Origin of the sequence: Stenotrophomonas nitritireducens (assembly GCF_001700965.1) — a bacterium.
GTDB classification, from domain to species: Bacteria; Pseudomonadota; Gammaproteobacteria; order Xanthomonadales; family Xanthomonadaceae; genus Stenotrophomonas; species Stenotrophomonas nitritireducens_A.
Map to the genome: position 1 here is coordinate 973,805 of NZ_CP016756.1, position 22,882 is coordinate 996,686.

Below are 22,882 nucleotides of genomic sequence, written 5' to 3' on the forward strand. Positions count from 1 at the left end.
GTCGTGCAGCCCACCAAGATGCGTCAGCCGGACTTTGCGGCTGATGCCGATGCCGCAGCTCGCCGGGGCTGGGGCTTGCCCGCCAAGGCCCCTGCCGGGCACGGCCCGGCACCACGCTCGCCGGTCATCCTTGCTGGGCTGGCGGCAGGTATAATCGCCGGTTCATTCGTTTCTGATGCGCCCGGGCGGGCGCCCCTGCCATGTCCGAAGTCGCCTCCGAAGCCGCGCGCCGCCGCACCTTCGCCATCATTTCCCACCCTGACGCCGGCAAGACCACGCTGACCGAAAAGCTGTTGCTGTTCGGGGGCGCGATCCAGATGGCCGGCTCGGTCAAGGGCCGCAAGGCGGCGCGCCACGCCACCTCGGACTGGATGGCGCTGGAAAAGGAACGTGGTATCTCGGTTACCTCGTCGGTGATGCAGTTCCCGTACGAAGGCAAGATCATCAACCTGCTCGATACCCCCGGCCACGCCGACTTCGGCGAGGACACCTACCGTGTGCTCACCGCGGTGGACTCGGCCTTGATGGTCATCGACGTGGCCAAGGGCGTGGAAGAACGCACCATCAAGCTGATGGAAGTCTGCCGCCTGCGCGACACCCCGATCATGACCTTCATCAACAAGCTCGACCGTGAGGGCAAGGACCCGATCGAACTGCTGGATGAAGTGGAAACCGTGCTCGGCATCCAGTGCGCGCCGGTGACCTGGCCGATCGGCATGGGCCAGCGCCTGAAGGGCGTGGTGCACCTGCTCACCGGCGAGGTGCACCTGTACGAACAGGGCCGCAACTTCACCCGTCAGGATTCGACCATCTTCCCGTCGCTGGATTCACCCGGCCTGGCCGAGAAGATCGGCGAGAAGATGCTGGCCGACCTGCGCGACGAACTGGAACTGGTGCAGGGCGCCAGCCACCCGTTCGACGTGGAAGCCTACCTGGCTGGCAAGCAGACCCCGGTATTCTTCGGCTCGGGTGTGAACAACTTCGGCGTGCAGCCGCTGCTGGACTTCTTCGTCAAGCACGCACCGGCGCCGCAGCCGCGTGCCACCACCGGCCGTGCCATCGCGCCGCAGGAAGACAAGCTGACCGGCTTCGTGTTCAAGATCCAGGCCAACATGGACCCGCAGCACCGTGACCGCGTGGCGTTCATGCGCGTCTGCTCCGGCAAGTTCACCGCCGGCATGAAGACCTTCCACGTACGTACCGGCAAGGAAATGAAGCTTGCCAACGCGCTGACCTTCATGGCCAGCGACCGCGAGATCGCCGCCGAGGCGTGGCCGGGTGACGTGATCGGCATCCACAACCACGGCACCATCTCCATCGGTGACACTTTCACCGAAGGCGAGGCTGTCACCTTCACCGGCATTCCCAACTTCGCCCCGGAACTGTTCCGCCGCGCGCGGTTGAAGGATCCACTCAAGCTCAAGCAGCTGCAGAAGGGCCTGGCCCAGCTGTCCGAAGAAGGCGCCACCCAGTTCTTCCGCCCGCTGATGAGCAACGACCTGATCCTGGGCGCGGTGGGTGTGCTGCAGTTCGACGTGGCCGCCTACCGGCTGAAGGACGAGTACGGCGTGGAAGCGGTGTTCGAACCGGTATCGGTCATCACCGCACGCTGGGTGAGCTGCAGCAATGCCAAGAAGCTGGAGGAGTTCCGCGAGAAGAACGCCAGCAACCTCAGCATCGATGCCGCTGGCCACCTGGTGTACCTGGCACCGACCCGGGTCAATCTGCAGCTGGCCCAGGAACGCGCACCGGATGTACGTTTCTCGGCAACCCGTGAAGCAGCACACACGGTTTCGGTTGCCTAGGTTCGATGGCGGCGTGCACACGCCGCCGTTCGGGGTGATGATAGCGGGCACCGGGCCTCCCCCCAGCCCGCGCCCTCAACCCCTATGACTGCATCCGTTGCATCGATCCGCGAAGAACTTGCCAGCGCCTTGACCCACGGTCTGGGCGCGGTCAGCGCACTGGCTGGCGGCGCCGTACTCATCACCCTTGCCGCGATCTACGGCGATGGCTGGCAACTGGCCAGCGCCATCGTCTTTGGTGTGGCGCTATTGCTGCTGTACACCGCATCCACGCTGTACCACGCCATCCAGCACCCGGTAGCCAAGGGCAGGCTGAAAATTTTCGATCACTGCGCGATCTACATCCTGATCGCCGGCACCTACACCCCCTTCACCCTGATCGGCCTGCGCGGGCCGTGGGGCTGGGGCATGTTCAGCGCGATCTGGGCACTGGCCTTGTTCGGCGTGGTGTTCAAACTGTTCTATACCGGCCGCTTCAAGAAACTCTCCACCGCGATCTACATCGCCATGGGCTGGCTGGTGGTGATCGCGATCAAGCCGATGTGGGCCTCCCTCGATGGCTGGACGCTGGGCTGGCTGTTCGGCGGTGGCGTGTTCTATACGCTGGGCACGGTGTTCTACCACCGTGAACAGCTGCCCTACTCGCACGCGATCTGGCACCTGTTCGTCATCGCCGGCAGCGTCTGCCACTTCGTCTCGGTAACCGCGCAGATCCTGTAAACCGTCAGCGACAACACCCGCGCTGGCAACACGTTCGCCCGCTCAACGCTGCGGGCCGTACACATCGTGCCAATGCCGGCTTCGCGTGATGTGAACACCGGCCACGCCACGATGGGCACGTGAATACTTCCACGCCACCTGCGTCGCGCTGGCGCCTGCAACGCCCCGGTAAACGCGGCAGACGCTGGCTGGCCGCTGCGGCTGCGCTGCTGGTTGCGCTCATCGTGCTGATCCTGCTGTGGGACTGGAACTGGTTCAAGGGGCCGGTTGAGCGCGCGGTGCAGGCCCGCACCGGCCGCGCCCTGCACATCGGCAACCTCGATGTCGATCTGGGCCGCACCACCACCGTGCGCGGCGACCGCATCACATTTGCAAATGCCGACTGGGCCAAGCAGCCGCAGATGGCCAGCGCCGATCGCGTCGAAATCGACATACGCCTGTGGCCACTGCTGCGCGGCAGTGTGCAGTTCCCTGAGATCCGTCTGAGCAAGCCGGATGTGCTGCTGCAGACCGCGCCGCGCAAGGGTGAACCGGGCAACTGGAATTTCCTGGGCGGTGGCGGCGGGCAGACACCGCAGTTGCGGCGGCTGCGGATCGACGACGGCAGGCTGCAGTTCCTGGACGAACTCGGCCGCACCAATATCGATCTGGCAGTGCACAGCGGCCAACCCAAAAAGGCGGATGCAGCACCGCCTGTGCTGGTCGAAGGCAAAGGCCATTGGCGCGGCGCGGCGTTCACGCTCAAGGGCGGCACCGAATCACCACTGCAGCTGACCGACAGCGATCACCCCTTCCACGTGCACCTGGATGCACGCGCCGGTGCCACCCATGCCATTGCGCGCGGCAGTTTGATAAACCCGTTCCAGCTGCAGGTGTTCGACCTGCAATTCCAGCTCAGCGGGCAGGACCTCGACGACCTGTATCCACTGATCGGCATCGCCATTCCTTCCTCACCGCCCTACCGTCTGGATGGGCGACTCAAGCGCGACCACGAACGCTGGCGCTATGAAAAGTTCAGCGGGCGCGTCGGTGACAGCGACCTGGCCGGCGATGTCGACATCGATGTGGCGGGCGAACGCCCGCGCCTGACCGCCAATCTGGTTTCCAAACGTCTCGATTTCGACGACCTGGCCGGCTTCATCGGTGCGCCACCCAAAACCGGCGGCCAGGAAACCGCCAATGCCGAACAGAAAGCGCAGGCGGCCAAACTCGCCGCCAAGCCAACCGTGCTGCCGGACACTCCGTACAACCTGGGCAAGCTGCGCGCGATGGACGCCGACGTGCGCTGGAAGGCCCAGCACATCACCGCGCCCAAGTTGCCGCTCGAAGACATGGATGCGCACCTGTTGCTGGACAACGGCCTGCTGCGGCTGGAACCGCTCAACTTCGGCGTGGCCGGCGGCGATATCCGCAGCACCATCCGCATGGACGCACGCCGCCCGCAGATCACCACCACGCTCAATGCCAACCTGCGCGGGGTACAACTGGGGCAGTTGTTCCCCGACGGCAAACTGGCCGAGCAGGCCTCCGGCGGCATCAGTGGCAATGTTCACCTGAGCGGCAATGGCAATTCCATCGCCGTCATGCTGGGCAGCAGCGATGGCGATGTCGCGCTGGGCATGGGCCGCGGCCATATCGGCAATCTGCTGATGGAACTGGCCGGGCTGGATGTGGCCGAATCGCTGAAGTTCCTGTTCACCGGCGACAAACAGATTCCGCTGCGCTGCGCCTTTGGTGATTTCGGCGTACGCGATGGGCTGATGCAATCTCGCGCCCTGGCCTTTGATACCTCCGACACCCTGGTGATCGGCGAAGGCACGGTCAACCTGAAGCAGGAACAGCTCGACCTGCTGCTGCGGCCGCGCCCCAAGGACAGAAGCATCCTGGCCCTGCGCTCGCCACTGCGGATCGGCGGCACCTTCAAGGACCCATCCTTCCGCCCCGACTTGAAGGCATTGGGCATCCGGGGCGCCATCGCCCTGACGCTGGCCACGATCACCCCGCCTGCCGCCCTGCTGGCCACCATCGAAACCGGACCAGGCAAGGACGCCGACTGCGGCGGGCACTACGCCCGTTAATGTCGCCTCAGGTGCCGGTGATGTACTGCTGCAACTGGCCTAGTTCCTGCCGCTGCTGTTCGATCACTGACTTGACCAGATCGCCGATCGAGATGACGCCGACCACCTGATCGCCCTCCACAACCGGCAAGTGGCGGATCCGGCGGTTGGTGACCAGCTCCAGGCACTGCTCCACCGATACGGTGGGCGCCACGGTGACCAGCTCGGCGGTCATGATCTCGCGCACCGGCGTGCTCGCCGAGGAGCGATCCATCAAGACGATCTTGCGCGCGTAGTCACGTTCGGAAAGGATGCCCACCAGCCGGCGCCCTTCCATGACCAGCACCGCACCAATGCCCTTCTCGGCCATCAGGCGGATCGCCTGCACCACCGCCACATCCGGCGGCACGGCGTGGATCTCAGGGGACTTGGCCCCAAGCAACTGTCGAACGGTCTGCATGGCGTTCTCCTGCGCTGGCGGATGGGGCAGATACTGCCACGTTCGCCGGCTGCCATGTATCCACCAGGTACAACGGCCGCTGTTTCGCCTCCATGTACAGGCGGCCCAGGTACTCGCCGATCAAGCCCAGCGCGATCAGCTGTACCCCACCCAGGAACAGGATCACCGCCATCATCGTGGGCCAACCGGCCACCCGGTCGCCATACAGCGCCGCCTTGCCGATCACCCAAGCGGCGAAGCCGAACGCACCGGCTGCGGTGAGCAGGCCCAGATACGTGGCCACCCGCAACGGCGCGGTGGAGAAGCTGGTGATGCCTTCCAGCGCGAAATTCCAGAGTTTCCAGAAGCCGAACTTGCTGTTGCCGGCCAGCCGCGGCTCACGCCGGTACGGCAGCGCGATGCGCTCGTAACCCACCCAACCGAACAGGCCTTTCATGAAGCGCTGGCGTTCGCGCAACTGGCGCAGGCCGGCCAGCGCACGCGACGAAAGCAGGCGGAAGTCACCGGTATCGGCCGGGATCGGCGTCTTCGACAAGCGCCCCATCACCCGGTAGAAACCCGCTGCGGTGAAGCGTTTCAACCAGCCATCACCACCGCGCTCCATGCGCGTGCCGTAGACATCGTCATAGCCTTGCTGCCACAGCGCGACGAACTGCGGAATGATTTCCGGCGGGTCCTGGCCATCGGCATCGAGCAGGACCACCGCCCCTTCCTCGATGAAATCCAGCCCCGCCGTCAATGCGATTTCCTTGCCGAAGTTGCGCGACAGCCGCAGCACCGAAACCCGCGGCTCCTGTACCGACAACTGCTGCATCACCGACCAGGTCGCATCGGTGCTGCCGTCATCCACATACAGAATGCGGCCGTCAATGTCGCCAGCCAGCGCCTGCAGCTGGGCGCAAAGCCGCGGATGCAACTGCGGCAATGCCTCCTGCTCGTTGAAGGCAGTAATCAGCAGCGTCAGGCGTTCGGGCGTGTTCATTGACGAAGTTTAACAACAGCCGTGAAATCAATTGGCTTCATCAACATAGCCCGCACCGCCCAACTGACGTGCCTGGCGCTGTATCCACGCCGCACGCCGCTGCACGTACGGCCCCGGCTTGGCCGCGTTGTAGCGGCGCGGTGATGGCAGCACGGCCGCCAAGCGGGCACTTTCGGCAGGGCTCAGGCGCGCGGCATCCTTGCCCCAGTACGCGCGCGACGCGGCCTGCACCCCGTAGATGCCGTCACCGAACTCGGCGACATTGGCGTACACCTCGATGATCCGCTGCTTCGGCCACAGCGCCTCGATCAGCACCGTGTACCAGACCTCCAGGCCTTTACGCAGCCAGCTGCGGCCCTGCCACAGGAACAGGTTCTTGGCGGTCTGCTGGCTGATGGTACTGGCGCCGCGCAGGCGCCCGCCGCGCTCGTTGTGCTTGCGCGCCTTTTCAATGGCCTGCAGATCGAAACCATTGTGATCAGGAAAGCGCTGGTCCTCCGCCGCCACCAGCGATATTGGCACGCTGCGCGCCATGTCCGACAGATCCACCCATTGGTAACGGATGCGGAACTTCCAATCGCCCTGTACCACGGCTTCCAGCTGGCGGAACAGCATCACCGTGGAAAATGGCGGGTCGACAACCCTCAAAACCAGCACCTGCACCACACTGAACACGGCAAACACCACCGGCGTCCACAGCAAGCGCCGCAGCCAGCGTCGCCGACGCCCGTTTCCTGTGCCCTGCTCCACCTTGAGCTCGGCCTGCTCCGCCCCCATTGATATCCACCTTGCAAGACTCTTTGTCCGGCGCATTATCCGGCACCGGCCCCACCTCGCGTAGATGCAGCCCCATGACCGACACCTCCGATCTGCTTGTCCGCTTCCTCCTGCCCGCCGCTGGCGTGCGCGGCGTCCATGTCCGGCTGGGCCAGGCCTGGCGCGACATCCTCTCGCATGGCGACTACCCGGCCACCGCCGCGCGCCTGCTCGGCGAGGCCAGCGTGGCCTCGGCGCTGTTCACCGGACACACCAAGGTGGACGGCCGGCTGTCCATTCAGCTTCGCAGCAGCAGCGCCCTGCGCGCACTGTTCAGTGAATGCACATCGGCCGGCACGCTGCGCGGCATTGCCCAGTTGGCCGATGGCGAAGACGCCCCGGCAACGCTGGCCGGCCTGGGCGAGGACGCTCTGCTCGCCATCACCATCGAAAACCCCGGCCTGGACCCGCGCGAACCGCAGCGCTACCAGAGCCTGGTGGCGCTGACCGGCGACAGCCTGGACGACGCATTCGAGGACTATTTCCGTCATTCCGAGCAGCTGCCGACCCGCCTGCTGCTGGCCAGCGATGGCCAGCACGCCGCCGGCCTGCTGCTGCAGAAGCTGCCCGGCGACGAAGGCGATGAGGACGGCTGGATCCGCGCCGGCGCGCTGTTCGACACCCTCGGCCGCGACGAACTGCTGGCACTGCCCGGCGCCGAACTGCTGCACCGCCTGTTCCATGAGGAGAACCCGCAGCTGGTCGGCGACAAGCCGCTGCGCTTCGGCTGCTCCTGCTCACGCGAGCGGGTCAGTGCCATGCTGCAGTCGCTTGGCGAGGAGGAAGCCCGGGCCGCCGCCGAGCCCACCGGGCAGGTGGAAGTGCGGTGCGAGTTCTGCGGGCAGGAATATCACTTCCCATTAGCAGAATTCGGCGTATTGTTCAGTTCCACACCGGCCAATCAGCCCGCTCCCGAGCGGCTGCAATAACGGTCCAACGAGTTGCGTTCTGGGGAGGGCGAAGACTTGTTAAGAAACCATAAACCGCATAGGATCGAGAACTCACGCGCCGGGAACTTCCTGGCGCCAACGGGGTCTCACTGAGTCCATGAACGCCTTATTGCGCCTACCGCTTGCCTTGATGATCGCCCTTGGGGTGGTTGCGGGCGCGCATGCGCAGAGCAAACCGCGCGCCATGGACAGCACCGTGTTGCCGGTATGGAACCGCGGTAGCGGCAAGGTTGAGGCTCTGCTTTATCTGGAACCCACCGGCACCCAGAATGTGGGTGCGCGCTGGAATTTCGGCCAGAGCTCGCTGGACGCCGCCTTCGGCCTGTCCTCGGGCGATTCGCTTGGCCTGCTCTGCAACAGCAGCCGCGGCAGCAGCATTGGCGGCCTCGCCAGCCATTGCATGCTGGCCAGCCTGGGCGATGACGACGACAACAACGGTCGTCATATCTCGGCGACCACGGCCTTCAACCGTCCGGGCGGGCGCGTCGGCGTAACCGCCGGCACCGGCCGCGACACGCTGCCTGCGTGGCTGTCCGGTGGAAACAAAAGCGGCGCGGCACGGGTCGAGCAGAACGATCTGACCGTATTCGGGCAGAAAAACATCGGCCGCGAAGGCTTCGTCTCCATTGGCGGCACCTATGCCAAGGCCCGGCTTGTTCCCTTGACCGACGCGGCTCCGTCCGTGGTCGACCAGTGGGACAGCAAGAGCCTGACCGTGGGTGGTGGCTACGGCGCCTTCAGCGCCAATGTCATCGGCCGCGTTGTCGACGCCCCCGGGCAAAGTGGCAAGTGGGAAGGCCTGGGTTTGGGCATCACCTGGCGCACGCCATGGAGCGGCCAGCTCACGGTCGGCGCGGAAAACGTGATCACCCGCGGCAAAAACCCGTTCTCACCCCGTAACGAAAGCAACGACGACGGCGCAATCCCGTACGTCCGTTACGAACAGGACCTGTAATCCGGGTTACCAAATCACTTTGAGACAACGCCCCGTTCGGGGCGTTTTGCATTTCTGCCCGTCAAATCAAGGCCTTGCCGAATTTCATTCTTTTTTTCTCAATCATTAACCAATCTTTAATTTATTTGCAGTCGCAAGTACTATCGGTACAAGCCATGAGTTTTGAGTTCGCCTTTCGAACCCACTCGCGGCCACACCAAGCAACACCCAAGTCAACTTGGCAGAGAGAGAGACCCAATGAATTGCAAGACCAACAAACTGCGCGATGCAGTTGTCATCGCGCTGGCCGCAAGTGCCGGCACCGCCGGTACCGCCTACGCCCAGAATGCCGATAAGAGCGGCGCCACCAATCTGGACCGCATCGAAGTCACCGGCTCGCGCATCAAGCGTACCGATGTCGAAGGCCCGAACCCGGTGACCGTTGTTACCCGTCAGGACATCCAGGCCGCCGGTGAAATCTCGGTCGCGGACTTCCTTCGCAACAACGTCTACAACTCGTTCGGTTCGGCACGCGAGTCCTCGGGCTCGGCAACCGGCTCGCAGGCAACCATCAGCATGCGCGGCCTGGGCTCTGCCTACACTTTGGTGCTGCTGGACGGCCGCCGCATCACCCCGTCGGGCGCGCTCGCTGGCGGCGCTGCCAATATCAACATGATTCCGACCTCGGCGATCGAGCGCATCGAAATCCTGCGTGAAGGCGCTGGCGCAGTCTATGGTTCCGATGCCATCGGCGGCGTGGTCAACATCATCACCCGCAAGGACTATGAAGGCGCCAGCCTGCAGTTGGGTTATGAAAGCCCCAAGGTCGGCCCGAGCGGCAGCACCGGTAGCGCATCGGCCGGCATCAGCTCCGACCGCGGCAACATCACCTTCGTCCTGGATCACCAGGACCGCGAGATGATGTACAACCGCGAGATCAAGAACATCGTCACTGGCGCTGGCATCGCGTGGCCCACCAGCGTGTACAACTCGTCGGCGACGTTCTCCAATGCCAACGGCACGCGTAGCGTCGCCAACTGCGATACTTTCGAGAACAGCATCCGCGTCAACGCCACCACCTGCGGCTTCGACCATGGCGCCACTTCCGCCAATGAGGCTTCGCTGCGTCGTAACGCTTTGCTGGTCAACGGAAATTACAACATCACCGACAACACCACCATGTTCTTCCGCGGCTTGACCTCGGAGACCAAGAGCCTGGGTGTGTACGCATCGGCCCCGGTGGATAATAACGGCAATGGCCCGGGCAAGCTGCCGACCATCGCCGCGAACAACCCGTTCAACCCGTTCGGTCAAGCTGGCACCCTCTACTACCGCTTCACTCCGCTGGGTACCCGCGACTCGCACCGCAAGGACACCCTACGTGATTACACCCTGGGCCTGCGCGGCACCACCGAGCTGTTCGGCACAGCAGACTGGGAGGTCGCGGTCAACTACGGAAATTCGTCCCAGTCCAGCGTCGGCCTGAACTACGGTATCGGCAGCACCTTGCAGGCACTGATTGACTCCGGCAACTTCAACCCGTTCGACCCAACCCATCCGAGCGTGGCGGCTTCTGCCGGCAAGATCGGCCACACCGTCTACGTTGAGTCGGTCAACAAGACCAAGGGCGTCGACGGCAACATCTCGCTCGACCTGTTCAACATCGGCGACCGCACCGCGGGCTTCGTGACCGGCTTTGAGTACCGCAAGGACGCTCTGAGCCAGCTGTACGATGCGCAGAGTGCTGCTGGCAACGTGTTCGGCTCGGCCGGTGCAGGTACCAACGGAGACCGCAGCTACGGCGCCGTCTACTTCGAAACCCTGCTGCCTGTGCTCGACAGCCTGAATGTCACCCTCGCAGGCCGTTACGACGACTACAGCGATGTGGGTAGCAAGTTCTCTCCGCGCGTCTCGCTGGAATTCCGTCCGCTCGAATCGCTGCTGGTACGTGGCTCATGGGGCAAGGGTTTCCGTGCGCCGACGCTGTCGGCTATCAACAACGCACCGTCGTCCACCAATCTGGCATCCGAGCCGGACTCCACCATTCCGCACGCCGGTGGTGACGAACTCGCATGCCAAGCGCTCGCCGCCTATCGTGCAGCATCGGGCAACACGGCCTATCAGCCGTATCCGAACAACCCATGCAACAGCAGCCTCCAGTACACCTGGCTGCAGCTGTCCAACAAGCAGCTGAAGCCAGAAGAGTCCACCAACTGGGGTCTGGGCGTGGTGTGGAGTCCAAATGACGCTCTGTCGCTCGCTTTGGACTACTACGACATCGAGATCACCAACATCATCGCGACCATCCCGCGCGCCTTGGCGTTCCGCTACGGCGATCAGGGTGTGCCGCTCTATGGTGTTGATCGTGGTCCGGACATCGTTGCTCCAGGTGGTACGGTGCTGCCGGGCCCGGCCCAGCTGATCCGTCTGCCGATCGACAACGGTGCCATGCAGACCTCACGCGGTTTGGATTTCGAAGCCAGCTACCGCTATGACACCGCCAGCATCGGCTCGTTCAACAGCAAACTGGCCTGGTCGCACACCCTGGAGTTCAATTTCACTCCGGTTGGTGCAGGCACGCAGGAGCGCGCAGGCACGTTCCGCTATCCAAAGGACCGCGCACAGCTCGGTCTGGGCTGGAACAGCGGCGACTGGTCGGCCAACGTGATCGGCAACTACATCGGCAAGCACAGTAGCGGCACCAAGGCGACGTCCTTCGACGCGCAGACCACGGTCGATGTACAAGCCAGCGTCGCCACGCCGTGGAACGCCCGTATTACCCTGGGTGTTCGCAACGTTGCCAACAAAATGCCACAGTTCTCGACGGCTATCGGCTTCCCGAACTACATCAACACGATCTACAACATCTGGGGCCGCACCCCGTACCTGCGTTACGAGCAGAATTTCTGATCATCTGAACAGAAACCTGTGAAATTGAACGACCCGCTTCGGCGGGTCGTTCTTTTTCAAGAGACCATACTGGCCGGATATGGCAGATATCTCGCAACAGCAGAAAATTCGCAGCCGGCGACGCCTAGTGCTTGAACTGGTAAACGCTCTCGCGCAAGCTGTCGGCCGAACCGGAAAACTCTTTGCAGATGCCCTACGCAACCGATCCTGATGAGCAGGCCGCGCCATGGACGCGTCTCTGGCGAACCGGAGTACTGCATTCCTGTGCATCCGGCATCAATGGCAACTACGACGGTGCTTTTGCACGATTCTGGCAACAACAATTCGGCACATTGCGCGAGCAGGCCGTTGTCGTCGACATTGGTACCGGCAACGGGGCGATTCCATTGTTGGCGCAATCCTTTGCCGGCAGCCGGACACTGCAATGGCAGATTCACGGCATCGACATCGCCGATATAGATCCGCCCGGCTCTGCCGGAGCACAAACACCTTCGTACGGGAACATTCACTTCCACCCCAAAACTTCGATGACCAAACTCCCTTTCGCGGCCGGCTCAGTGAACTTGATCTGCTCGCAGTTTGCCTTCGAGTACGCACCGCGCGAACAGGCAACAAGGGAAATATTGCGAGTACTCGGTGCGCAAGGCCGTGCTGCACTGGTCCTACACAGCCACGAATCCGTGATTCACTCGGTCAGCTGCAGCCAAGCAGATGCCTGCAACTGGTTGCTACGGGAAAGCGGCATTTTCGACGCAACCAGAGCGCTGCTCCGCCGGATGGCAGCGGCAAACGACAGCGAAGCGCGCGAGCGACTCTCCGCCGATCCGCATGCCGAGGTCGCACGTACCGGTTTCAATAATGTGGCATCCCGCTTGATGGATCGGGTGGAGCAATCGCCTGATGCCAAGATCCTGCAGACACTGGCACAACACCTGGGACAGATGCTTAGACATACTTGGAGCAGCGCCGAGGATGCCGATGCTGCGGTGATGTCATTACGATCTTGGACGGAGGATGAGCATACCCGGTTGAAGCTGATGCTGGCTGCGTCACTTGATCGCGCCGCCTTGCAGGAAACGGCCGGGCTGCTGGGCGCCAGCGGCCTTCCGGTTCAGACTGGCAAGCTGTTGTATCAGAACTCCACGGTGATGGGCTGGACGTTGGTGGTTGGTTATGAATAAGACCCAGCACGCCCGGGAATTGCACGCCAGCGGCCAACTGGATGCGGCAAAGAGGGCATACCAGGATGCCCTACGAAGCTCACCGGATGATATTGGGCTCCGGCGCGATTTTGCCGTGCTGCTGATGCGATCGGGCAGCGAAGCCGAGGCGGCATCGCTGCTGGATCAGAGCGAAGTATTGGCTGTAGCCGATGCTGATATTCTCAGCATCCTGGCACTTTGCCTGCGAGCGACAGGCCAGTACCAGCGCGCATTGGACGTCTCGCGCGAAACCACCACCCGCGACCCACGCAACGCGCTCGGGTGGATGTTGCTTGGCAGCCTGATGGTCAGCACTGGATCGGCTGCGTCGGCGCAAGAGCCATTGCAGCGAGCACTCGCGCTGGAACCGCACTTCGGTGAGGCTTGGCACTACCTCGGTGAATCACTGCAGGCGCTGCGGCAATGGGATCGTGCCATCTACGCCTACCATCGGGCCTCGACACAGCATCCGACCGAAATCATCAATATCGCCCTATGCCAGTACCTGTCTGGTCGCATGGACATGGCACTTCGCGATTTCGGGGCAGCGCACAGGATGCTGCCAGAACGCACTGACATACTGGCGCAGCTCGCACACTGCCAAGCGATGCTCTGCCAATATGACAGCGAGGAGAAGAGTGTTGCCGCGCTGACCACGCTGCTGGAAGCCAGCACCGGCCATTCCCCTGAGCCGGAGCCATTCCTGCTTTCCACATTGGCAGTGCCCGAAACACTGAAAGCAGAGTCAATCAGGCGTTACAGCCAGGCAATATTGAATGAAGCGCAGTTTGTACAGCCCATCGCCAAAGCACCAAAACAGCCAACCGGGCAGCGCATCAGGATCGGTTATCTTTCTGCCGACCTCGGTGAGCATGCCATTGGCACCTTGGTGCGGGAACATTTCGCTGCACATGACCGTAATCGCTTCGAGGTATTCGGTTATTCATTGACCGGTACCCGCACGCTTCATGCCGCCATCATCAGCGGATTCGACACGCTGGTGGATGTATCCGCATTGGACGACGATGGCCTGGCCAAGCTTATTGCACATGACTGCATCGATGCCCTGATCGACATGAGCGGCTTCACACTTGGAGCACGGCCTGCCGTATTGGCGGGCAGACCAGCGCGAGTGCAATTGGGATGGCTTGGCTTCATCCATGGCCAGCAAGCGCCTTGGCTGGATGGACTGCTGCTGGACGCGCATGTCCAGCCTGCCGGCAAGCACTGGAACTACTCCGACAAGCCGATCCTCTTGGAGGGCACGCTGTTTCCTGCTTCAACAGCACACCCGGGCGTTCGCAACCGGGCCCGGTTTGGACTACCCGAAGATGCGCCCGTGCTCGCCAGTTTCAACAACACCTACAAACTCTGCAGCAGACTGATCGGCAGCTGGAGCAAGATCCTCACCCAGGCCGACACCGCACATCTGATGGTATTTGCCCCCCCCGTGGCGTGCGATGGCTTTCTGCAGCAATGGAAGGCCAGCGGTGGCCCTGTTGAACGTCTGCATCTGGTCGACAAGGTCGAGCTTGATGAACAGGCGGATCGCGCCGCCAGCTGTGACTTGTTCCTCGACGCGTTCCGCTATCAGGCGGGTGCAACCGCGATCCATGCAATAAGCAATGGACTGCCGCTGCTCTGTGTTGAAGGGCCAACGCCGTTGGCGCGCTTGGGCTCAGGCATCAATCGTTTCCTCGGCATGGACCAACTTGTCTGCAGGGATGTGGATGAATATGTCGAACGCGCTGTACGCCTGGCCAAGTCGCCGACACTGTTATCAGAGCAGCGGCAGCGACTGCGCCGGCAAGCCGCCGTTCACCATCTTTTCGACCCCCGTCGCGCCGCCGCTTCCATCGAAGCCGTCGTGCTCCAATACTTAAATCAATAAGCCTGCGACCAGCGCTCGACGCGCCCCTATGTCCCGACAGATTACAAGCACCGATTGCATCCGCGAACTGATCCAGCAAGGTCAGCCAGCTGCTGCAATTGAGTTGCTCGATCGCGCGCTGCTCGTCGCACCGCAAGATCCCGAGCGCCATTATCTGCGTGGCATGCTGCATGCTGCCGCAGGCCGGAATCTGCAGGCGATCCATGATTTTGACGCGGCCCTTTTGATGGCACCCGACCTGCCACCGCTGTTGTTCAATCGCGGGCTCGTGCTGTTCCGGATAGAACGAATGAACGAGGCTCTTCTGGATTTCGAGCGCCTCAGTCAGATCAACCCAGCCAACACCGACACCTGGATCAACATCGGCCTGATTCATGCACGTTGCGGGAACGCCGTGGCGGCACTGGAAAACCTTCAGAAAGCAGAGCGCCAGCGTCCCGGTGACCCGGTGATCCTGCGCGGCATCGCCAATGCACTACGGGAAACCGATCAGGCTGATGCTGCAGCCTTGGTCCATCAACGCGTGTTGTCCATCATACCTTCCGATCCGGCCGCGCTTACCGACTATGCCTTGTGCATGCTGTCGCTGGGCAGGATTCAACAAGCAGACGAGGTCTATCGGCGTGTACTGATGCTCGACCCGACGGATCAGACCGCCTTGGCGGGGTTGTACATGACCGGCAAAGAGCTCGGCAACGACAAGCTTGTTGACCAACTGATGGATTATGGTCGTCTACTGGGCAGCAATGATGTCCTGGCCAGTACCATGATCAACCTGGACGCCCTACGTGAACTGTCACTCTCACATTCGGGCCTGATCTGGGAACCCGCCGGGCGCTCCACTACGCTCGGCCGGCAGAGCCCGATCCTGGACCTGTCACAAGATCAGGAGTTGCAACGCTTTGAGCAGTTGCTCTTGCAGGCCGTCGAATCGCGGATACGGGCACTTTCTGCCGCGGCACCGCTGTCCGATCATCCTTGGATGAAAGCCATGCCGCGGCACTGGCGACTGCAATCATGGATCACCGTGCTCGAACAGGGAGGCCACCAAGCACCGCATATCCATCCAGCGGGCTGGCTCAGCGGGGTGTTCTACGTCGATCCCGGTCAACCGGACACCCCTGCGGCGGGCAACCTGCTATTCGGACATCCCCAGGAGGGACTTCCACTGCAGAGGCCTGACATGGAACACAAGGTGATCCCGACCTCAGGCCGCCTTGTCACGTTCCCGTCCTACTTCTTCCACAACACCACAGCCTATCAAGGACGATCCCCACGGATCAGCATCGCATTCGATGTCATTCCGATGCGTTGAATCAACGGTGCAGGTCGCCTGCAAGTCCGAGGCACCGCAATCAGGTCCCTATGCAGCACCAACGAGGATCAATTGGCCGGAATCAACGTCTCGATCACATGCTCGACATAGGCTTCGAAATCCTCGCGGGCCTGCTTGGGCTGCTGCAATTGCAATGACAACTGCAGGAAGCCGACGTAGGCCGCATAGGCCAGACGCGCACGATGCCGTGCGTCGGTAGAGCTGAGCCCGGCCTGGCGGAACGAGGCGATCAGGTATTCCATGCGGCGCTGCGAGACACGGTCGATGACCGGCCGCACCATCGGGTTGTCCAGCGCCTTGAGCAGTTCGCTGTAAATGACATGCGGGGTGACTTCGTGCGCCACCAGCTGGAACAGCGCGCGCAGCCGCGTGCGTGGATCCGGCACCTCTTCCAGGCTGCCGAATACCTGCTGCTGCTCCACCACTTCCCAGCGCTCCAAGGCCGCTTGCAGCAGCGCGTCACGCGAGGGGAAATGCCAGTAAAAACTGCCCTTGGTCACGCCAAGGCGGCGCGCCAGCGGCTCCACCGCAACCGCGCCTACGCCCTGCTCGGCGATCAGATCCAAGGCTGCCTGCGCCCAGTCATCCGCGCTCAGACGGCTGTGCCGCGTACTGCGGGCTTCGGTGCTGGAAACTGGGGAATCGTTCATGGACAGATTTAACCATACGGCGGGGACTGGTTGCAGTATGTGAGCGACAAAAACGCGGGCAATCCCACCGCCATGCGCCCAGACAGGCGTCCCCTGCTGTACCTGTACAGGGTTTCCATACTGCCGGGTATTGACAGTCATTCAGGCCTTTCCATACCATCAGGTATGGTTATGCCAATTCCCTCTGCAGTTTCTGCTGAAGACATCCGCCTTGAAGGCGCGCATGGCGCGGCACTTGGCGCGTCCCGCCACCCCGGAAAACAGCCGGGCATCCTGTTCGCGCACGGCTTCGGCCAGACCCGCGGCGCCTGGACCACTACCGCCGAAGCGCTCAATGCGGCCGGCCATGCCACGCTCAGCTACGACGCGCGAGGCCATGGCGACTCGGATTGGAACGCCGCTGATCTGCCCTACCACGGTGACCAGTTCACCGATGACCTGATCGTGGTGGCCGGTGAGCTGCCGCGCCCGCCAGTGTTGGTGGCCGCCTCGATGGGCGGCCTGTTCGGCCTGATGGCCGAAGCGCGCTGGCCGGGCCTGTTCTCGGCGATGGTGCTGGTCGACATCACTCCGCGCTGGGAAACCCGGGGTGTCGAGCGCATCCTTGCCTTCATGAGCGCGCATCCCGAGGGCTTTGCGTCGCTGGAAGCCGCGGCCGACAGCATTGCCAGCTATATGCCGCACCGTCCGCGCAAGAGCGAGGAGTCGCTGCGCGCGCTGCTGCGCCCGGGCAAGGACGGCCGCTGGAGCTGGCATTGGGATCCGCGCCTGGTCGACGAACTGGCGCGCGACAGCGAACAGCACCAGGATGTGATCGCCGAAGCGGCGCGCAAGGTGCAATGCCCGCTGCTGCTGGTCAGTGGTGGCCGCAGTGACCTGGTCTCGCCGCAGACCGTTGAAGAATTCATGGCGCTGGTGCCGCACGCACAGCATGTCCATCTGCCCGACGCCACCCACATGGTGGCCGGCGATGACAACAATGCGTTTACCGCCGCCGTGTTGAACTATCTGGACGCCCTGCCTTCCGCAGCGTCCGCCCGAACCGAGCACGTTACCGGAGCACGTCCATGAGCATCGTCGTACCCTTCCTGGCCCTGCTGCTTGCAGGTGCCTTTGTTGCCTACCACCGCATGCGTCTGGTGGTGTGGACGCTGATCAGCGTGGTGGCCCTGGCTATCTGCTGGTTCACCAGCGTCAACCAGACCGCGATCATCGTCGCTGCGGCCATCGTTGCGCTGATCAGCGTGCCGGTGCTGCTGCCGTTCCTGCGCAAGCCGCTGATCACCGCGCCGTTCATGGGCGTGTTCCGCAAGGTGCTGCCGCCGCTGTCCAAGACCGAGCGCATCGCCCTGGAAACCGGCTCGGTCGGCTTTGAAGGCGAACTGTTCACCGGCGACCCGGACTGGAACATCCTGCTCAACTATCCCAAGCCGCAGCTCACCGCCGAGGAACAGGCCTTCATGGACGGCCCGGTGGAAGAACTGTGCAAGATGGTCAACGACTTCGAGATCACCCATGTGTACGCGGACCTGCCGCCGGACATGTGGGAGTTCATCAAGAAGAACAAGTTCTTCGGCATGATCATCCCGAAGGAATACGGCGGCCTGGGTTTCAGCGCGCTGGCTCACCACAAGGTGATCCAGAAGCTGGCCTCGGTTTCCAGCGTGGTCAGCTCCACCGTCGGCGTGCCCAACTCGCTGGGCCCGGGTGAGCTGCTCAACCATTACGGCACGCAGGAGCAGAAGGACTACTACCTGCCGCGTCTGGCCATCGGCCAGGAAGTGCCCTGCTTCGGTTTGACCGGCCCGTTCGCCGGCTCCGATGCCACCTCCATCCCCGACTTCGGCATCGTCTGCAAGGGCATGTGGAAGGGCGAGGAAGTGCTGGGCCTGAAGCTGACCTTCGACAAGCGCTACATCACCCTGGCCCCGGTCGCGACCCTGATCGGCATGGCCTTCCGCATGTACGACCCGGACGGCCTGCTCGGCGACACCAAGGACATCGGCATCACCCTGGCGCTGCTGCCGCGTGACACCGATGGCGTGGAAATCGGCCGTCGCCATTTCCCGCTGAACTCCACCTTCCAGAATGGCCCGATCCGCGGCAAGGACGTTTTCATCCCGCTGAGCCAGCTGATCGGCGGCGCCGAGAAGCGTGGCCTGGGCTGGAACATGCTCAATGAGTGTCTGGCCGTTGGCCGCTCCATCACCCTGCCCTCCACCGCTTCGGGCGGTGCCAAGGCTGGCGCGGTGGTGACCGGTGCCTATGCACGCATCCGCAAGCAGTTCGGCCTGTCGGTCGGCCGCTTCGAAGGTGTGGAAGAAGCGCTGGCCCGCATCGGCGGCAAGGCCTACAAGATCAGCGCGCTGTCGCAGGCCACCGCGGCCGCGGTTGACCGTGGTGACGTGCCGTCGGTGCCATCGGCGATTGCCAAATACCATTGCACCAACATGAGCCGCGAAGTCATTTCCGATGTGATGGACGTGATCGGCGGCAAGGGCATCATCTTGGGGCCGCGCAACTTCGCCGGCCGCAGCTGGCAGGCCGCGCCGATCGCCATCACGGTGGAAGGCGCCAACATCATGACCCGCTCGCTGCTGATCTTCGGCCAGGGCGCCATCCTCTGCCACCCGTGGGTGCTGAGGGAAATGAAGGCCGCGCAGGATGAAGACCGCAAGGCAGGCCTGCGCGAGTTCGACCAGGCACTGTTCGGCCATGTGCGCTTCGGCATTTCCAACGCCGTGCGTTCGCTGTGGTTCGGCCTGACCGGCGCGCGCTTCGGCGCTGCACCGGGTGACGCTTACACCCGCCGTTACTTCCGCAAGCTGGACCGTTACTCGGCCAACCTGGCCCTGATGGCCGACATCTCGATGATGACGCTCGGCGGCAAGCTCAAGTTCAAGGAGTCGCTGTCCGGCCGTCTCGGTGATGTGCTCAGCCACATCTACATGACCAGCGCCATGCTCAAGCGCTACCACGACGAAGGCGCACCGCAGGCCGACCAGCCGCTGCTGGCCTGGGCCTTCCACGACAGCGTGCACAAGATCGAAGAGTCGCTGTCGGCAGCGCTGCGCAACTTCCCGATCCGTCCGATCGGCTGGCTGATGTGGGCTTTGATCTTCCCGTTCGGCCGTCGTGCCGAAGCACCGGGTGACCGCTTGAGTCGCCGTGTAGCCGCCACATTGATGGCCCCGGGCGAAGCCCGTGACCGCCTGGCCCAAGGCGTGTTCCTGACCCCGTGCGAAAACAACCCGGGCGGCCGCATCAACAGCTACCTGTCCAAGGCGATCATGGCCGAGCCGGTGGAGCGCAAGTTCATCAAGGCGCTGAAGACCAAGGGCATCGAAGCCCTGACCTTCGCCAGCCAGCTGGACGAGGCCGTGGCCGAGGGCGTGATCACTCTGGACGAGCGCAAGCTGCTGGAAGAACTGCGCGAGCTGACCATGGACACCATCACCGTGGACGACTTCGAACCGCACGAACTGCGTTCGGCCGGCTACTACGACCTGCCGGGCAAGCAGCGCCCACAGCCGCAGCAGGCCGCATAAGCCAGCGCATATGCAACACCGACGGCGGGCCTTGTGCCCGCCGTTTTTCTTTCAGGAATCCACACCATGACCGCTCCGCTGCTTTCGCTGTACCGCCGCTTCACCCGCTGGCCCGCCGGCAACTGGTTGTTTTCGCGCGCGGTGTGCTTCAAGGCGCCCTACTTCGCCAGCATCTCGCCGCTGATCACCGTGCTGGAACCGGGCCGCTGCGAAGGTGTGATCCGCCAGCGCCGCCGCATCAGCAACCACATCGGCACCGTGCATGCGATTGCCATGTGCAATCTGGCCGAGCTGGTCGGCGGGGTGATGGTCGACGCCAGCCTGCCCGCCGACATGCGCTGGATCCCCAAGGGCATGGAAGTGAAGTACCAAGCCAAGGCGCTGGGCGTATTGACGGCAGTGGCCAGCCCGGAAATTCCCATCGTCAGTGCTGCCGCCGGCTACGACCTGCCGGTGTTGGTGCGGGTGACCGACAGCAAGGGCGTGGAAGTGTTTGAGGCCCGCATCGCAATGTGGGTATCCCCGAAAAAAGCCTGACCCTGTAGTGCCGAGCCATGCTCGGCAAGGGCCTTACCAGATGAACCATCCGAACCGGCCCCCGTAGCCCGGGTAAGCGCAGCGCACCCGGGAGTTTTTCGCGAAAAGCCCCGGGTGCGCTGCGCTTACCCGGGCTACGTGTGTGCTGACGGGATATCGGTAACGCCACTGCCGAGCATGGCTCGGCACTACATGTGTGCTGCGCGCAGCAGCAACGCGAGGATTGCCGGCAGTGCCTGGATGAAGAAGATCCGCCGATTGACGCTGTAAGCCCCGTACGCGCCGGCGATCACCACGCAGACCAGCGAGAAGGTCACCAGCACCGGCTGTGCCAGCACCAGTCCGGCGAAGATGCCGGCAGCGAGGAAGCCGTTGTAAAGCCCCTGGTTTGCCGCCAGCACCCGCGTGGCCTGTGCCTTCTCAGGCGTATTGCGGAAAGTCTTCAAGCCCAGCGGCTTGGTCCACAGGAACATTTCCAATACGAGGAAATACACGTGCATCGCCGCCACCAGCAGCGTCACCAGCAATCCAGACAAAGCCAATACGCTCATCGGCATCTCTTCCTGAAAGCACAGCGGCAACTCCGCCGCAGGGAACAACTCAACGATCCTGCGGCAGCTTCTTCTCTTCGCGCAATACGCCCAGCGCCGACAGCGTCATCAGCACCGCCACCGCCGCGCCGCCGATGAACACCGCCCAGGACCCAAACAGCGACAAGCCTTTGTGCACCCATGCGAAGGTCAGGTCGGCACCGCGGTAGAGCACCGTATCGATGGCCGCACCGGCCTTGTAGCGCCATTGCCGGTCCACACGCGTATAGATCGTCTCGCGCGCCGGCTTGCCCAGTGAGAACTCACTGGCGCGCGTCAGCACCTGCACCACCGCCACCATCAGCGGAAACGGCGAGGCCGCCAGTACCGAGAACCCGACAATGATCGCCAGCCCCGGGATCAGCAGCGCAGGGGCCACGCCATAGCGCGACAGCAACCAGCGGGTCAGCCCCAGCTGGATCACCAGGGTCAGCGCGTTCACCGCCAGGTCGATGCGCGAATAGAACGCGGTGCTCGCGGCCGGGTCGGTGATCAGGCGGCGGGCGATCGCTGCCTGCTCGTTGTAAAGCATGGTGCCCACGCCCACCCCGAACACCACCATCAGCGCCAGCCAACGCAGCAGCGGCTCGCGCGCGATCAGCTTGAGCCCATCGTACACACTGCCGCCCATCGGCTGTTCGCCGTCAACCAGCTGCTGCTCGCGCTCGCGCTGCACCGCCCAGGGCCGCAGCCGCCAGATGCAGAACAGGCAGATCGACAGGAAACCGGCCGACACCAGCATCAGGTTGGCGATGCCCACCCGTTGCACCAGCGAGCTGGTGATGATCGGCCCGAGGAATGCCCCCACCGTACCGGCCGCACCGATATAGCCGTAATACGCCCGTGCCTGCGCGTTGGAGAACACGTCGGCCATGAAGCTCCAGAACACCGCCACCGCGAACAGGTTGAACACGGTGATCCAGAAGAAGAACGCCATGCCCCGGCCCGGCACGCCGGCATTGAACATCGCGTAGAAAACCAACAGGGTGAAGATGAAGAAGCCATACACCAGCGGCAGGAACACCCGTCGCGGGTAACGGCTGACCAGCCAGCCGTACAGTGGTTGCAGCACCAGCATGATCAGGAACACGCAGGAAAACAGGAACTGCAGGGTGAAGTCCTTCAGCGGCATGCCATGCGCCGCGAACCAGGCAATCAATCCTGGCGGGAACAAGGTGTCCATGTTGGACGAGGCCGCCATCGCCTCGCGCACCGGGCGCAGCACGTAGTAACCGCTGAGCAAGCAGAAGAAGTACAGGAACGACCACCACAACGGCGGTGAGCCGCGCAGCGCGTGCAGCAGGGACTGCGCACCGGATCCGCGCGTAGCGGTCATGCGGCACCCCGGCACTGCGGGTGGCGAGAGGACGGCGGCATCGGAAACTCCGGGGGTTCGGCGGAGCGCGTACGTTATCTAATGCATTGCAACATCGCCAGTGCGCCAGGGCTTACTCCCACACAACGTGCCGTTCTATCCTCACGGATCGGAAAGGG

At 63.2% G+C, this 22,882-nt stretch carries 18 protein-coding genes; 12 read left to right on the forward strand and 6 right to left on the reverse strand.

Going from position 1 to position 22,882, the window contains the following annotated elements:
* The first annotated feature begins 200 nt into the window (after positions 1-200).
* From BCV67_RS04305 to BCV67_RS04315, 3 genes are all read left to right on the forward strand, one after another.
* Positions 201-1,805 carry a peptide chain release factor 3 gene (locus BCV67_RS04305; protein WP_062166621.1) on the forward strand — a complete coding sequence of 535 codons (1,605 nt, stop codon included), beginning with the start codon at positions 201-203 and terminating at the stop codon, positions 1,803-1,805.
* An 84-nt stretch (positions 1,806-1,889) separates the two neighbouring features.
* Positions 1,890-2,525: a PAQR family membrane homeostasis protein TrhA gene (gene trhA, locus BCV67_RS04310; RefSeq protein WP_062166622.1), complete on the forward strand. Its 636-nt coding sequence runs from the start codon at positions 1,890-1,892 to the stop codon at positions 2,523-2,525.
* Between the two features lie 119 nt (positions 2,526-2,644).
* Positions 2,645-4,603: an AsmA family protein gene (locus BCV67_RS04315; protein WP_062166623.1), complete on the forward strand. Its 1,959-nt coding sequence runs from the start codon at positions 2,645-2,647 to the stop codon at positions 4,601-4,603.
* Between the two features lie 7 nt (positions 4,604-4,610).
* On the opposite strand, the gene BCV67_RS04320 is transcribed toward BCV67_RS04315, so the two are convergent.
* Genes BCV67_RS04320 through mtgA form a run of 3 tightly spaced genes read right to left on the reverse strand, consistent with a single transcriptional unit; the run spans position 4,611 to position 6,801 of the window.
* On the reverse strand, positions 4,611-5,042 hold the full coding sequence (locus BCV67_RS04320) for a CBS domain-containing protein (protein WP_062166624.1): 432 nt from the start codon (positions 5,040-5,042) through the stop codon (positions 4,611-4,613).
* Entirely contained in the window at positions 5,002-6,024 is a 1,023-nt protein-coding gene (locus tag BCV67_RS04325; protein WP_062166625.1) for a glycosyltransferase family 2 protein, read from the reverse strand. The genes BCV67_RS04320 and BCV67_RS04325 overlap by 41 nt, the downstream gene beginning before the upstream one ends.
* Before the next feature lie 27 nt (positions 6,025-6,051).
* A complete protein-coding gene (mtgA, locus tag BCV67_RS04330) occupies positions 6,052-6,801 on the reverse strand; it encodes a monofunctional biosynthetic peptidoglycan transglycosylase (RefSeq protein WP_065868041.1) in 750 nt (249 codons plus the stop codon).
* Positions 6,802-6,875: 74 nt separating this feature from the next.
* On the opposite strand from mtgA, the gene BCV67_RS04335 reads away from it, so the two are divergent.
* The 6 genes from BCV67_RS04335 (at position 6,876) to BCV67_RS04360 (ending at position 16,042) form a co-directional block, all read left to right on the forward strand.
* Positions 6,876-7,769 (forward strand): Hsp33 family molecular chaperone HslO, encoded by an 894-nt coding sequence (locus tag BCV67_RS04335; RefSeq protein ID WP_062166626.1) that lies wholly within the window; start codon positions 6,876-6,878, stop codon positions 7,767-7,769.
* Between the two features lie 151 nt (positions 7,770-7,920).
* Positions 7,921-8,745, forward strand: coding sequence for a hypothetical protein (locus BCV67_RS04340; protein WP_172837769.1), 825 nt, complete (start codon positions 7,921-7,923; stop codon positions 8,743-8,745).
* A gap of 237 nt (positions 8,746-8,982) precedes the next feature.
* A complete protein-coding gene (locus BCV67_RS04345; protein WP_062166628.1) occupies positions 8,983-11,634 on the forward strand; it encodes a TonB-dependent receptor plug domain-containing protein in 2,652 nt (883 codons plus the stop codon).
* 188 nt (positions 11,635-11,822) lie between these two features.
* Positions 11,823-12,815, forward strand: coding sequence for a class I SAM-dependent methyltransferase (locus BCV67_RS04350; RefSeq protein WP_082746492.1), 993 nt, complete (start codon positions 11,823-11,825; stop codon positions 12,813-12,815).
* Complete coding sequence (locus BCV67_RS04355) at positions 12,808-14,727, forward strand: tetratricopeptide repeat protein (RefSeq protein WP_062166630.1); 1,920 nt, start codon at positions 12,808-12,810, stop codon at positions 14,725-14,727. The genes BCV67_RS04350 and BCV67_RS04355 overlap by 8 nt, the downstream gene beginning before the upstream one ends.
* Positions 14,728-14,755: 28 nt before the next feature.
* Positions 14,756-16,042, forward strand: coding sequence for a putative 2OG-Fe(II) oxygenase (locus BCV67_RS04360; protein ID WP_062166631.1), 1,287 nt, complete (start codon positions 14,756-14,758; stop codon positions 16,040-16,042).
* Positions 16,043-16,110: 68 nt separating this feature from the next.
* Here the strand turns inward: BCV67_RS04360 and BCV67_RS04365 are convergent, their stop codons facing one another.
* A complete protein-coding gene (locus BCV67_RS04365) occupies positions 16,111-16,713 on the reverse strand; it encodes a TetR/AcrR family transcriptional regulator (RefSeq protein ID WP_062166632.1) in 603 nt (200 codons plus the stop codon).
* A 165-nt stretch (positions 16,714-16,878) separates the two neighbouring features.
* Between BCV67_RS04365 and BCV67_RS04370 the strand changes: the two genes are divergently transcribed.
* The 3 genes from BCV67_RS04370 (at position 16,879) to BCV67_RS04380 (ending at position 20,798) form a co-directional block, all read left to right on the forward strand.
* Positions 16,879-17,784, forward strand: coding sequence for an alpha/beta fold hydrolase (locus BCV67_RS04370; protein WP_062166633.1), 906 nt, complete (start codon positions 16,879-16,881; stop codon positions 17,782-17,784).
* Positions 17,781-20,261, forward strand: coding sequence for an acyl-CoA dehydrogenase (locus tag BCV67_RS04375; protein ID WP_062166634.1), 2,481 nt, complete (start codon positions 17,781-17,783; stop codon positions 20,259-20,261). The genes BCV67_RS04370 and BCV67_RS04375 overlap by 4 nt, the downstream gene beginning before the upstream one ends.
* Positions 20,262-20,327: 66 nt before the next feature.
* Entirely contained in the window at positions 20,328-20,798 is a 471-nt protein-coding gene (locus BCV67_RS04380; protein ID WP_062166635.1) for a hotdog fold domain-containing protein, read from the forward strand.
* A 188-nt stretch (positions 20,799-20,986) separates the two neighbouring features.
* On the opposite strand, the gene BCV67_RS04385 is transcribed toward BCV67_RS04380, so the two are convergent.
* Positions 20,987-21,349 (reverse strand): DUF1304 domain-containing protein, encoded by a 363-nt coding sequence (locus BCV67_RS04385; protein ID WP_062171405.1) that lies wholly within the window; start codon positions 21,347-21,349, stop codon positions 20,987-20,989.
* A gap of 49 nt (positions 21,350-21,398) precedes the next feature.
* On the reverse strand, positions 21,399-22,724 hold the full coding sequence (locus tag BCV67_RS04390; protein ID WP_062166636.1) for an NTP/NDP exchange transporter: 1,326 nt from the start codon (positions 22,722-22,724) through the stop codon (positions 21,399-21,401).
* Positions 22,725-22,882: the final 158 nt, after the last annotated feature.

Coding starts and splice junctions, on each gene's coding strand:
- BCV67_RS04360 (WP_062166631.1), top strand. CDS start 14,756: ATGTCCCGACAGATTACAAGCACCGATTGCATCCGCGAACTGATCCAG.
- BCV67_RS04390 (WP_062166636.1), bottom strand. CDS start 22,724: ATGACCGCTACGCGCGGATCCGGTGCGCAGTCCCTGCTGCACGCGCTG.
- BCV67_RS04350 (WP_082746492.1), top strand. CDS start 11,823: ATGCCCTACGCAACCGATCCTGATGAGCAGGCCGCGCCATGGACGCGT.
- BCV67_RS04370 (WP_062166633.1), top strand. CDS start 16,879: ATGGTTATGCCAATTCCCTCTGCAGTTTCTGCTGAAGACATCCGCCTT.
- BCV67_RS04335 (WP_062166626.1), top strand. CDS start 6,876: ATGACCGACACCTCCGATCTGCTTGTCCGCTTCCTCCTGCCCGCCGCT.
- BCV67_RS04380 (WP_062166635.1), top strand. CDS start 20,328: ATGACCGCTCCGCTGCTTTCGCTGTACCGCCGCTTCACCCGCTGGCCC.
- BCV67_RS04320 (WP_062166624.1), bottom strand. CDS start 5,042: ATGCAGACCGTTCGACAGTTGCTTGGGGCCAAGTCCCCTGAGATCCAC.
- mtgA (WP_065868041.1), bottom strand. CDS start 6,801: ATGGGGGCGGAGCAGGCCGAGCTCAAGGTGGAGCAGGGCACAGGAAAC.
- BCV67_RS04325 (WP_062166625.1), bottom strand. CDS start 6,024: ATGAACACGCCCGAACGCCTGACGCTGCTGATTACTGCCTTCAACGAG.
- BCV67_RS04345 (WP_062166628.1), top strand. CDS start 8,983: ATGAATTGCAAGACCAACAAACTGCGCGATGCAGTTGTCATCGCGCTG.
- BCV67_RS04385 (WP_062171405.1), bottom strand. CDS start 21,349: ATGAGCGTATTGGCTTTGTCTGGATTGCTGGTGACGCTGCTGGTGGCG.
- BCV67_RS04375 (WP_062166634.1), top strand. CDS start 17,781: ATGAGCATCGTCGTACCCTTCCTGGCCCTGCTGCTTGCAGGTGCCTTT.
- trhA (WP_062166622.1), top strand. CDS start 1,890: ATGACTGCATCCGTTGCATCGATCCGCGAAGAACTTGCCAGCGCCTTG.
- BCV67_RS04305 (WP_062166621.1), top strand. CDS start 201: ATGTCCGAAGTCGCCTCCGAAGCCGCGCGCCGCCGCACCTTCGCCATC.
- BCV67_RS04365 (WP_062166632.1), bottom strand. CDS start 16,713: ATGAACGATTCCCCAGTTTCCAGCACCGAAGCCCGCAGTACGCGGCAC.
- BCV67_RS04340 (WP_172837769.1), top strand. CDS start 7,921: ATGATCGCCCTTGGGGTGGTTGCGGGCGCGCATGCGCAGAGCAAACCG.
- BCV67_RS04355 (WP_062166630.1), top strand. CDS start 12,808: ATGAATAAGACCCAGCACGCCCGGGAATTGCACGCCAGCGGCCAACTG.